Below are 11,475 nucleotides of genomic sequence, written 5' to 3' on the forward strand. Positions count from 1 at the left end.
GAGAGCAAACGTGATTCGAGTGCTGGTAGCCGAAGACCACACCATTGTCCGTGAAGGCATCAAGCAGTTGATTGGCCTGGCCAAGGACATGCAGGTGGTGGGGGAGGCCGGGAATGGCGAGCAGTTGCTCGAGACCCTGCGGCATACGCCGTGCGAAGTGGTGCTGCTGGATATCTCGATGCCGGGCGTGAGCGGGCTGGAGGCGATCCCGCGGATTCGCGCGCTGCTCGACGCGCCGGCGATCCTGATGCTGTCGATGCATGACGAGGCGCAAATGGCCGCGCGGGCGCTGAAGGCCGGTGCGGCGGGCTATGCCACCAAGGACAGCGACCCGGCGCTACTGCTGACGGCGATTCGCCGGGTGGCTGCTGGCGGACGCTATATCGACCCGGCGTTGGCTGACCGCATGGTGTTCGAAGTGGGCCTGACCGAGTCGCGGCCGTTGCACACCCTGCTCTCAGAGCGGGAGTTTTCCGTGTTCGAGCGCCTGGCCCAGGGCGCCAACGTCAATGACATTGCCCAGCAACTGGCGCTGTCGAGCAAGACCATCAGTACACACAAGGCGCGGCTGATGCAGAAGCTGAAGGTGAACTCGCTGGCGGAGCTTGTGAAGTACGCCATGGAGCACAAGCTGGTCTGATTGCGACCCCGGCGGTATCTGCGGTGCAGCGGGAATTCTGGGGCCGCTGCGCGCACCATCGCGACACAAGGCAGCCCCCCAGGGGCAAGGCTGTTCTGAACGCGCCATCCTTGTAGGGCAATCCCTACATCAAATCTTCCATCCGGATGATGGCATTCTCTCAGCACCCCCGATTTTCCGGCGCTTGCGCCTCTTTTACGCTTTGCCCACGCAGTCATCCAACAAGAAGGTGCAGGCATGAGCGAGGCGAAGTCGAACGCTGCAACCAGCGAAACGCTGGTCAGCTTCCGTGGTGTGCAGAAGAGCTACGACGGCGAGTCGCTGATCGTCAAAGACCTTAACCTGGATATCCGCAAGGGCGAATTCCTCACCCTGCTTGGCCCTTCTGGCTCCGGCAAGACCACCAGCCTGATGATGCTGGCAGGGTTCGAAACCCCCACCGCCGGGGAAATCCACCTGGCCGGGCGCTCGATCAACAATGTTCCGCCGCACAAGCGTGATATCGGCATGGTGTTCCAGAACTATGCGCTGTTCCCGCACATGACGGTTGCGGAAAACCTGGCCTTCCCGCTGACCGTGCGCAATTTGAGCAAGACCGATATCAGCGAACGGGTCAAGCGCGTGCTGAACATGGTGCAACTGGATGCCTTTGCCAAGCGCTACCCCGGCCAGCTTTCTGGCGGCCAGCAACAGCGCGTGGCGTTGGCCCGGGCGCTGGTGTTCGAGCCCCAGTTGGTGCTGATGGACGAGCCGCTCGGGGCACTGGACAAACAGCTGCGTGAGCACATGCAGATGGAGATCAAGCACATTCACCAGCGCCTGGGGGTGACCGTGGTGTACGTGACCCACGATCAGGGCGAAGCGCTGACCATGTCTGACCGGGTGGCGGTATTCCACCAGGGTGAGATCCAGCAGATCGCCGACCCGCGCACGCTGTACGAGGAACCCTGCAACACCTTCGTCGCCAATTTCATCGGCGAGAACAACCGCCTCAACGGCACGCTGCTGGCCAGCGACGGCAAGCGCTGCCAGGTGCAGCTGCCGCGCGGCGAGCGGATCGAGGCACTGGCAGTGAATGTCGGCCAGGCCGGCGAACCGGTCACCCTGTCCATCCGCCCCGAGCGGGTACGCCTGAACGGCCACAGTGAAAGCTGCGCGAACCGCTTCTCGGGCCGGGTGGCGGAATTCATCTACCTGGGCGACCACGTGCGGGTGCGCCTGGAAGTTTGCGGCAAGGGCGATTTCTTCGTGAAACAGCCCATTGCCGAGCTCGACCCGGCCCTGGCCGTGGGCGATGTGGTACCGCTGGGCTGGGAGGTGGAGCACGCCCGCGCGCTCGATCCGATTGCCGAAGCCCATTGATGGATTGCTTCACCAACCCTGTACTGTGGAGAGAACAAGAATGCGCAAGCAGTTGAAACTGACCGCCCTGGCCCTGGGGCTGTTCACCGCCGGCCAGGCCATGGCCGCAGACCTCACCGTGGTCTCGTTCGGCGGTGCCAACAAGGCCGCCCAGGTCAAGGCGTTCTACGAGCCGTGGGAAAAGGCCGGGCATGGCAAGATCGTCGCAGGCGAGTACAACGGCGAAATGGCCAAGGTCAAAGCCATGGTCGATACCAAGAGCGTGTCGTGGAACCTGGTGGAGGTAGAGTCGCCAGAGCTGGCCCGCGGCTGTGACGAGGGCATGTTCGAAGAGCTCGACCCCGCCCTGTTCGGCAACGAAGCCGATTACGTGCCGGGCGCTATCCAGCCTTGTGGCGTGGGCTTCTTCGTCTGGTCCACGGTATTGGCCTACAACGCGGACAAGCTCAAGACCGCACCGACCAGCTGGGCCGACTTCTGGGACACCAAGAAATTCCCTGGCAAGCGCGGCTTGCGCAAGGGCGCCAAGTACACCCTGGAATTCGCCCTGATGGCCGACGGCGTGGCGCCCAAGGATGTTTACCAGGTGCTGGGTACCAAAGAGGGCGTGGACCGCGCCTTCAAGAAGCTCGACGAACTCAAGCCAAGCATCCAGTGGTGGGAAGCGGGTGCCCAGCCACCTCAGTACCTGGCCTCGGGTGACGTGGTCATGAGCTCGGCCTATAACGGCCGCATCGCGGCGGTGCAGAAGGAAAGCAACCTCAAGGTGGTGTGGAATGGCGGCATCTATGACTTCGATGCCTGGGCCATCCCGAAAGGTGCCAAGGATGCCGACCAGGCGAAGAAATTCATCGCTTTCAGCGTGCAGCCTGAGCAGCAGAAGATCTACTCCGAGAACATCGCCTACGGCCCGGCCAATTCCAAGGCAGTGAGCCTGCTGTCGGACGAGGTGAAGAAAGACATGCCGACCACGCCTGAGAACATTGCCAACCAGGTGCAGATCGACGTGGCCTTCTGGGCCGACAACAGCGAGCAGCTGGAGCAACGCTTCAACGCCTGGGCGGCGAAGAAGTAACCGACCAGCGCAAGGGGCCGCTATGCGGCCCCAATTTCAGTTCGTATCGCGGAGTTTGCCATGGCCATTGCAGTGCCACTCAAAGAAGGCGCAGGTCAAAGTCTGAAGCAGCGCCTCAAGCATGCCGAGCGGGTCAACCGCTGGAAGGCGCAAGCGCTGATCGCGCCGCTGGCGCTGTTCCTTCTGCTGGTGTTCCTGGTGCCGATCGCGGCGCTGCTGTACAAGAGCGTCGGCAACCCGGAGGTGGTCGGTGGCCTGCCGCGCACGGTCGACGTCATCAGCCAGTGGGACGGCAAGAGCCTGCCTGGCGAGGACGTGTACAAGGCGCTGAGCCAGGACCTGGCCGAGTCACGCAAGAACCAGACCCTGGGCGACCTGTCCAAACGCCTGAACATGGAACTGGCCGGCTACCGCAGCCTGCTGGCCAAGACGGCGCGCGCATTGCCGTTCAAGACCGAGCCCGCCTCTTACAAGGATGCCCTGCAGGCCCTGGACGAACGTTGGGGCGACCCGGCCTACTGGCAGGCGATCCGCCGCAACACCAGCACGCTGACCCCGTTCTACCTGCTGGCTTCGCTGGACCACCGTATCGATGACCTTGGCGAACTGGCCAAGGCGACCCCGGACCAGGCCATTTACCTGGATATCTTTGCCCGCACCCTGTGGATGGGCGTGGTGATCACCGCCATTTGCCTGGTGCTGGCCTACCCGCTGGCGTACCTGCTGGCCAACCTGCCGACCCGGCAGAGCAACCTGTTGATGATCCTGGTGTTGCTGCCGTTCTGGACCTCGATCCTGGTGCGGGTGGCAGCGTGGATCGTACTGCTGCAGTCGGGCGGGCTGATCAACAGTGCGCTGATGGCCATGGGCATCATCGACCAGCCGCTGGAACTGGTGTTCAACCGCACCGGCGTGTACATCTCGATGGTGCACATTCTGCTGCCGTTCATGATCCTGCCGCTGTACAGCGTGATGAAAGGCATTTCGCCAAGCTACATGCGCGCGGCGATTTCGCTGGGTTGCCACCCGTTCGCCAGTTTCTGGCGGGTGTACTTCCCCCAGACCTATGCCGGTGTCGGCGCCGGGTGCCTGCTGGTGTTCATCCTGGCCATTGGTTACTACATCACCCCGGCACTGCTGGGTAGCCCGAACGACCAGATGGTCAGCTACTTCGTGGCCTTCTATACCAACACCAGCATCAACTGGGGCATGGCCACCGCACTGGGCGGGCTGTTGCTGCTGGCGACCGTGCTGCTGTACCTGATCTATAGCTGGCTGGTCGGCGCCAGCCGCCTGCGCCTGAGCTGAGGAGCCTTGTCATGCTGAGCCCTTACATGTCGCCCGTGGAGCGGGTGTGGTTCTACAGCCTGCGCATTCTTTGCGGCCTGATCCTGCTGTTCCTGATCTTGCCGGTGCTGGTGATCGTGCCCTTGTCGTTCAACAGTGGCAGCTTCCTGGTGTACCCGCTGCAGGGCTTCTCGCTGCAGTGGTACCAGGACTTCTTCAACTCGGCCGAATGGATGCGGGCGCTGAAGAACAGCATCATCGTTGCCCCTGCGGCCACGGTGCTGGCCATGGTGTTCGGCACGTTGGCGGCCATCGGCCTGACCCGCGGCGACTTTCCCGGCAAGTCGCTGGTGATGGCACTGGTGATTTCGCCGATGGTGGTGCCGGTGGTGATCATTGGGGTGGCCAGCTACCTGTTCTTTGCCCCGCTGGGCATGGGCAACAGCTTCACCTCGCTGATTCTGGTGCATGCGGTGCTGGGCGTGCCGTTCGTCATCATCACGGTGTCGGCAACCTTGCAGGGCTTCAACTACAACCTGGTGCGCGCGGCAGCCAGCCTGGGCGCTTCGCCCCTGCTGACCTTCCGCCGGGTGACCCTGCCGCTGATCGCCCCCGGGGTGATTTCGGGGGCGCTGTTCGCCTTTGCCACGTCGTTCGATGAGGTCGTGGTGACCCTGTTTCTCGCCGGCCCGGAACAGGCGACCCTGCCGCGGCAGATGTTCAGCGGTATTCGCGAGAACCTGAGCCCGACCATCGCTGCCGCGGCGACGTTGCTGATTGCGTTTTCGGTGATCTTGCTGCTGACCCTGGAGTGGCTGCGCGGGCGTAGCGAGAAGCTGAGAACCCAGCAGCCTGCCTGATTTTCCAGTAGCTGTACGGGCCCTATCGCCGGCAAGCCGGCTCCCACAGCGTTCTGCACAAGAGTCATGCGATGCAGAAACCTGTGGAGATCCCATGTGGGAGCCGGCTTGCCGGCGATAGGGCCCGTACAGGCACTACAAGGCGTTTGGTCACTGGTCGACACCCATTGATACCAATCAGCCTTCACCCCTTTCCCTGAGTTACAATGCGCGCCACCGTGATTCTGCCAACAGGTGCGCCATGCAGCCCTACGCTATTGCCCCCTCCATTCTTTCTGCCGATTTCGCCCGCCTGGGCGAGGATGTCGACAAGGTACTGGCGGCGGGTGCCGACATCGTCCACTTCGATGTCATGGACAACCACTACGTTCCCAACCTGACCATCGGCCCGATGGTGTGCGCTGCCCTGCGCAAGTATGGCGTCACCGCCCCGATCGATGTGCACCTGATGGTCAGCCCGGTCGATCGCATCATCGGCGACTTCATCGAAGCCGGCGCCACCTACATCACCTTCCACCCGGAAGCTTCGCAGCACATCGACCGTTCGCTGCAACTGATCAAGGATGGCGGCTGCAAGGCCGGGCTGGTGTTCAACCCGGCCACCAGCCTGGACGCCCTGAAGTACGTCATGGACAAGATCGACATGGTGCTGCTGATGAGCGTCAACCCGGGTTTCGGCGGGCAGAAGTTCATCCCTGGCACACTCGACAAGCTGCGTGAAGCGCGTGCGTTGATCGACGCCAGTGGCCGGGATATCCGCCTGGAAATCGACGGTGGCGTCAACGTCAACAACATCCGCGAGATCGCTGCCGCTGGCGCCGACACGTTCGTGGCCGGCTCGGCGATCTTCAATGCCCCGGACTACCAGGAAGTCATCGCCAAAATGCGCGCCGAACTGGCCCAGGCTCGCCCATGAGTGGCTTCGAGCAGCTGTTTCCGGGGACGCTCCCCAGGCTGGTGATGTTCGATCTGGACGGTACCCTGATCGATTCCGTGCCAGACCTGGCCGCCGCCGTGGACCGCATGCTGCTCGAACTGGGGCGCCCGCCTGCTGGCCTTGAGGCGGTACGCCAATGGGTTGGCAATGGCGCCCAGGTGCTTGTGCGCCGCGCCCTGGCCGGTGGCATCGAGCATGAAACCGTGGACGATGCGCTGGCTGAACAGGGCTTGGCGCTGTTCATGGAGGCCTACGCCGAAAGCCATGAGCTCACCGTGGTTTACCCCGGGGTCAAGGACACCCTGCGCTGGCTGCACAAGCAGGGCGTGGAAATGGCCTTGATCACCAACAAACCGGAGCGCTTCGTCGCGCCCTTGCTGGACCAGATGAAGATCGGCCGGTATTTCCGCTGGATCATCGGCGGTGACACCCTGCCACAGAAAAAGCCCGACCCGGCGGCGCTGCTGTTCGTCATGCAAATGGCGGGCGTGAGCCCGCAACAGTCGCTGTTTGTCGGCGACTCGCGCAGCGACGTGCAGGCGGCCAAGGCGGCCGGGGTGCAGTGCGTGGGGCTGACCTACGGCTACAACCATGGCCGGCCCATCAAGGACGAGTCGCCAAGCCTGGTGATCGACGATTTGCGTGCATTGCTGCCCGGTTGCGCAGACCCGGCCACTGGGATAACGTTGGCGGACCTTCAAGCCTCAGCAGACAGAGAGTCCACCGTGGCGGTTACTGGCAAATTCTGGATGAAAGTCATCAAGGCCTTGGCCCGTTGGCGTTGGCGCGCCTGATTTCAGCCTGCCGGCACGTGCCGGCCCGTCCGTTTGCCTGACCCATTGCTGCTTGCCACGAGGCTACTCATGAACCACGAAGAATTCCTGCGCCTGGCTGCTGCCGGCTATAACCGCATTCCCCTGGCCTGCGAAACCCTGGCCGACTTCGATACGCCGCTGTCGATCTACCTGAAGCTGGCCGACCAGGCCAACTCGTACCTGCTCGAATCGGTGCAGGGCGGCGAGAAATGGGGCCGTTACTCGATGATCGGCCTGCCCTCGAGGACGGTGATGCGGGTGCACGGCTATCACGTCAGCATCCTGCAGGACGGTGTCGAGGTTGAACGCCACGATGTCGAAGACCCGCTGGCCTTTGTCGAGACGTTCAAGGAGCGCTACAAGGTCGCCGACATTCCCGGCCTGCCACGTTTCAATGGTGGCCTGGTCGGTTACTTTGGCTACGACTGCGTGCGCTATGTGGAAAAGCGCCTGGGGGCCAGCCCGAACCCAGACCCGCTGGGTGTGCCCGACATTCTGCTGATGGTCTCGGACGCGGTCGTGGTATTCGACAACCTGGCCGGCAAGATGCACGCCATCGTGCTGGTAGACCCTGCGCAAGATCAGGCTTTCGAGCAAGGCCAGGCGCGCCTGCAAGGCTTGCTGGAAACCCTGCGCCAGCCTATTACCCCACGCCGAGGCCTGGACCTGAGCGGCCCGCAGGCTGCCGAGCCGGCATTCCGCTCCAGCTACACCCGTGAGGACTATGAAAGCGCCGTTGGCCGCATCAAGGAATACATCCTGGCGGGCGACTGCATGCAGGTGGTGCCGTCACAACGTATGTCGATCGACTTCAAGGCGGCGCCAATCGACCTCTATCGCGCTTTGCGCTGCTTCAACCCGACGCCTTACATGTACTTCTTCAATTTTGGCGACTTCCACGTGGTTGGCAGCTCGCCAGAAGTGCTGGTGCGGGTCGAGGACAACCTGGTCACCGTGCGCCCGATTGCCGGTACCCGCCCGCGTGGCGCAACCGAAGAGGCCGACCGTGCGCTGGAAGACGACCTGCTGTCGGACGACAAAGAGATCGCGGAGCACCTGATGCTGATCGACCTGGGCCGCAACGATGTCGGCCGGGTGTCCTCCACGGGCAGCGTACGCCTGACCGAGAAGATGGTGATCGAGCGCTACTCCAACGTCATGCACATTGTCTCCAACGTCACCGGCCACTTGCGCGAAGGGCTGACGGCGATGGATGCACTGCGCGCGATCCTGCCGGCCGGTACCCTGTCGGGGGCGCCGAAGATCCGAGCAATGGAGATCATCGACGAACTGGAGCCGGTCAAGCGTGGTGTATACGGCGGTGCCGTGGGGTACTTCGCCTGGAATGGCAACATGGATACCGCCATTGCCATTCGTACGGCGGTGATCAAGGACGGCGAGCTGCATGTGCAGGCAGGTGGCGGTATCGTTGCCGACTCGGTGCCGGCGCTGGAGTGGGAAGAAACCATCAACAAGCGCCGGGCGATGTTCCGTGCGGTGGCCTTGGCTGAGCAGACTTGCGCCAAATAATTCACTAGCCTCTGGGCTGCCGCCTGCAAGGAATCGCATTCACGGCGATTGCGCTTCCCTGTAGGAGCGGCCTTGTGTCGCGAAAGGGCCGCAAAGCGGCCCCAGCCAGCTAGAAATCGACGCTAACCCCCAGACTCACCCCCTGCTGCGTCAGCTCATCACTCTTGCGCCAGTTGTAGTTGCCGCGCAAATGCACCCCCGCCACCACTTCATGGCTTACCCCCAGGCTGGCCCGGGTCAGGTCGCTGTGCGGCGTATACCCGGTCAGGGTGAAGTCATTCGCCGGCAAGCTGGTCAGGTGCATGGTCACGTCCTGCTGGTCATCCTCGAACTCATGCTCTTGCGCCACCTCGGCGAACAGCCGGGTAGAGGGCAGCACCTGCACGCTGCCCAGCAGCCCCACGCCCAGGCGGCGAGACGTGCGCTCCTGGTCATCGAAACCCAGGGCTGTGGAGCGCCCGCTCTTCTCGTCGTAGCCGTCCACCTTGACCCGCGCATAGTCGGCGCTGATGAATGGTGCCAGTTGCCAGTTGCTGCTGTCGGCCGCCAGGTTGTAGCCCAGCCGTGCGGACATAGCCCAGGCTTCACCGTCGGTGTCGCCCTTTTCGCTACGCTCGTTCACGCCCAGGGCAAAGGTGCGCTTGAGGTCGCTGTAGTCCAGGTGCCCGGCTGTCAGCGCTGCATCGGCCCACCAGCGGTCCTGCCGGTACTGGGCGAAGGCGCTGGCCAGGTAGCTGTCGAGCTTGTAGTCCGAGTCTTGCGTGCCTGCTTCCAGCTTCTGCCGGTAGACGCCGCCCGCCAGCCCCAGGCGCCAGGCATCGTTCAGGCGGTAGCTGCCACCCACGGTCAGGTTGTAGCCCCGGCCATCGCCGCTGACCGCGCTGCCCTGGCTGTCGAAGTCCAGGTCCTGGGCGCCGCTGCTGACAAACGCTTGCCACTGGCCGATCGCCTGCCATGGCGTTTGCCATTGGCTGCGCAATTCATCCTGGTGGGCACGCAGGCTGGCGTGGGCCATTTCCGGCAGCAGGGACAGTTCCCAGGGCGCGGACAGGATCGAGTAGGCGTAGTCGGCAATCAGTTGCTGGCCGGCGATGGTCGGGTGCACCGAATCGTTGAACAGTAGCCGGGTCGGGTCTGGCGTGGTGCCGTCGATGCCATGGACCGGGTTGCCCACGCAGCCTTGCCCGCTGTAGCAAGTGCCGACCAGGTTCTGGTCAGGTGCCAGGCCGAACTGGCTGGGGCTGGCCAAGGCCTCGCTCAGCAACACAGGGATGTTCAGGGGGATGACCTGGGCATCGATCTGCCTCAGCTGGCCCAGCAGCGATTGATTGAACGCCCCGGACAGCAACGACAGCGGGTTCTGTTGCGGCGTGCCGCTGAAGTTCGGTGTCTGGCCAAGGTCGGGTAGCAGCCAGACCATGATGTAGCGTGCGCCGCCCTGTTGCAGGGCCTGAGCGCTGGCGGCCAGCCGAGCGCCGGCCGCCACTGCGTCGGCCGGGCTGTTGACCAGGCCTTGCAGAAAGTCGTTGCCGCCGCCGGTCAGGTAGTACAGGGCATTGGGGTCGGCGCGCAGCCCGTTGGCCAGGTAGCCAGGCTTCTCTCGCAACACCGTCCCGGCGCCTGGGTTGCCGGGTGGAATGACGGTTCTGGAGGTTTCGGTGATCGAATCAAGAATCTGTTGCGTGGTGTAGCCCCCTACCGCCCAGTTGTTGCCGTCGGGGCGTACACCGACGGAGGTGGAGGGGTTCAGCGCATTGGGGTCTATGCCCAAACGGCCACCGAGGATCATCGGCGACACCGGGGCAAAATTGCCATCGGCCTCACGGTTGGTGAAGCGTGCGCCGGAGGTGCCACCTGTCAGGTCGGGGAACTGCCCGGCATCTGCCAGGCTGTCGCCGAATACGATCAGCGTGGAATAGGGCGAGGGGGCGGCAAAGGCCTGGCTGCAGGCCAAGGCTAATGAAGCGAAGGCAAAGCGCAAAAGTGGAGCTTTTCTCATCGCGGAACATCCTTTTCTTTGTTTTTATGAGAACAACCTGATCGACATTAGCAAATCGTGGGGCTTCGCTCCCAAGTCCATTCGTTTCCCCGTGTTTACAGGCATATTGCGCCCGCCGCGCCGGTAGGCTACTGTGCCGTGACGTATGAGCGAGACCTACCCTGTGTTGATCGTCAGCAAACTCTTGATGCGCGTAATCAAGGCCCACGCCCGTTGGCGTTGGCGCGCCTGACTTTATCCCCTGCCGGCCAGTCCGGCCCGCCCCTGTTTGCCTTCCTGTTCCTCGCCCTCAAGTGGCACAGCCACCGCTATGGCGGGCAGAGGGAGGTTCGAATTTGAAGTCAGTAAGTTCAAGAGGTTTAACACCATGTTACTGATGATCGACAACTACGACTCATTTACTTACAACGTTGTGCAGTACCTTGGCGAGCTGGGTGCCGAGGTCAAGGTCGTTCGCAATGACGAACTGACCATTGCCCAGATCGAAGCCCTGAACCCCGAGCGGATCGTCGTATCCCCTGGCCCGTGCACGCCGAGCGAGGCGGGCGTGTCCATCGAGGCCATCCTGCATTTCGCCGGCAAGCTGCCGATCCTCGGCGTATGCCTGGGCCACCAGTCCATCGGCCAGGCCTTTGGCGGTGACGTGGTCCGGGCTCGCCAGGTGATGCATGGCAAGACCAGCCCGGTACTCCACCGCGACCTCGGCGTGTTTGCCGGCCTCAACAACCCGCTGACGGTGACCCGCTACCACTCGCTGGTGGTCAAGCGCGACACCTTGCCTGACTGCCTGGAAGTGACCGCCTGGACGGCCCATGCAGATGGTTCGGTCGACGAGATCATGGGCCTGCGACACAAAACGCTGAACATCGAAGGGGTGCAGTTCCACCCTGAGTCGATCCTCACCGAGCAGGGCCACGAGCTGTTCGCCAACTTCCTCAAGCAGACCGGCGGCCGCCGCTAAGGATTGAAT

Annotated in this window: 10 protein-coding genes; 9 read left to right on the forward strand and 1 reads right to left on the reverse strand. The window is 63.0% G+C overall.

The features are described 5' to 3' along the window. Positions 1-10 precede the first annotated feature (10 nt). The 8 genes from L1P09_RS01930 (at position 11) to trpE (ending at position 8,506) form a co-directional block, all read left to right on the forward strand. Positions 11-640: a response regulator gene (locus tag L1P09_RS01930; RefSeq protein ID WP_009685247.1), complete on the forward strand. Its 630-nt coding sequence runs from the start codon at positions 11-13 to the stop codon at positions 638-640. A 237-nt stretch (positions 641-877) separates the two neighbouring features. Then, positions 878-2,002, forward strand: coding sequence for an ABC transporter ATP-binding protein (locus tag L1P09_RS01935; protein ID WP_054906233.1), 1,125 nt, complete (start codon positions 878-880; stop codon positions 2,000-2,002). Between the two features lie 40 nt (positions 2,003-2,042). Continuing rightward, complete coding sequence (locus L1P09_RS01940) at positions 2,043-3,077, forward strand: ABC transporter substrate-binding protein (protein ID WP_029885951.1); 1,035 nt, start codon at positions 2,043-2,045, stop codon at positions 3,075-3,077. Positions 3,078-3,137: 60 nt separating this feature from the next. Next, positions 3,138-4,385, forward strand: coding sequence for an ABC transporter permease (locus tag L1P09_RS01945; protein WP_029885952.1), 1,248 nt, complete (start codon positions 3,138-3,140; stop codon positions 4,383-4,385). An 11-nt stretch (positions 4,386-4,396) separates the two neighbouring features. Then, positions 4,397-5,224 (forward strand): ABC transporter permease, encoded by an 828-nt coding sequence (locus L1P09_RS01950; RefSeq protein WP_009685251.1) that lies wholly within the window; start codon positions 4,397-4,399, stop codon positions 5,222-5,224. 241 nt (positions 5,225-5,465) lie between these two features. Next, positions 5,466-6,140, forward strand: a complete 675-nt coding sequence (gene rpe, locus L1P09_RS01955) for a ribulose-phosphate 3-epimerase (RefSeq protein ID WP_009685252.1) — start codon at positions 5,466-5,468, stop codon at positions 6,138-6,140. Continuing rightward, a complete protein-coding gene (locus L1P09_RS01960; RefSeq protein WP_029885955.1) occupies positions 6,137-6,955 on the forward strand; it encodes a phosphoglycolate phosphatase in 819 nt (272 codons plus the stop codon). The genes rpe and L1P09_RS01960 overlap by 4 nt, the downstream gene beginning before the upstream one ends. A 69-nt stretch (positions 6,956-7,024) precedes the next feature. Beyond that, a complete protein-coding gene (gene trpE, locus L1P09_RS01965; RefSeq protein ID WP_009685254.1) occupies positions 7,025-8,506 on the forward strand; it encodes an anthranilate synthase component I in 1,482 nt (493 codons plus the stop codon). 109 nt (positions 8,507-8,615) lie between these two features. Here the strand turns inward: trpE and estP are convergent, their stop codons facing one another. Beyond that, positions 8,616-10,505, reverse strand: coding sequence for an esterase EstP (gene estP / locus L1P09_RS01970; protein WP_235768389.1), 1,890 nt, complete (start codon positions 10,503-10,505; stop codon positions 8,616-8,618). A gap of 367 nt (positions 10,506-10,872) precedes the next feature. Between estP and L1P09_RS01975 the strand changes: the two genes are divergently transcribed. Beyond that, positions 10,873-11,466, forward strand: a complete 594-nt coding sequence (locus L1P09_RS01975; protein ID WP_009681254.1) for an aminodeoxychorismate/anthranilate synthase component II — start codon at positions 10,873-10,875, stop codon at positions 11,464-11,466. Positions 11,467-11,475 lie beyond the last annotated feature (9 nt).

This window comes from Pseudomonas juntendi (genome assembly GCF_021560075.1).
GTDB lineage: Bacteria > Pseudomonadota > Gammaproteobacteria > Pseudomonadales > Pseudomonadaceae > Aquipseudomonas > Aquipseudomonas juntendi.

What these genes read in the sequence shown, in the direction of transcription:
- L1P09_RS01935 (WP_054906233.1), top strand. Translation starts at nt 878, where the DNA reads ATGAGCGAGGCGAAGTCGAACGCTGCAACCAGCGAAACGCTGGTCAGC.
- L1P09_RS01940 (WP_029885951.1), top strand. Translation starts at nt 2,043, where the DNA reads ATGCGCAAGCAGTTGAAACTGACCGCCCTGGCCCTGGGGCTGTTCACC.
- L1P09_RS01945 (WP_029885952.1), top strand. Translation starts at nt 3,138, where the DNA reads ATGGCCATTGCAGTGCCACTCAAAGAAGGCGCAGGTCAAAGTCTGAAG.
- L1P09_RS01950 (WP_009685251.1), top strand. Translation starts at nt 4,397, where the DNA reads ATGCTGAGCCCTTACATGTCGCCCGTGGAGCGGGTGTGGTTCTACAGC.
- rpe (WP_009685252.1), top strand. Translation starts at nt 5,466, where the DNA reads ATGCAGCCCTACGCTATTGCCCCCTCCATTCTTTCTGCCGATTTCGCC.
- L1P09_RS01960 (WP_029885955.1), top strand. Translation starts at nt 6,137, where the DNA reads ATGAGTGGCTTCGAGCAGCTGTTTCCGGGGACGCTCCCCAGGCTGGTG.
- trpE (WP_009685254.1), top strand. Translation starts at nt 7,025, where the DNA reads ATGAACCACGAAGAATTCCTGCGCCTGGCTGCTGCCGGCTATAACCGC.
- estP (WP_235768389.1), bottom strand. Translation starts at nt 10,505, where the DNA reads ATGAGAAAAGCTCCACTTTTGCGCTTTGCCTTCGCTTCATTAGCCTTG.
- L1P09_RS01975 (WP_009681254.1), top strand. Translation starts at nt 10,873, where the DNA reads ATGTTACTGATGATCGACAACTACGACTCATTTACTTACAACGTTGTG.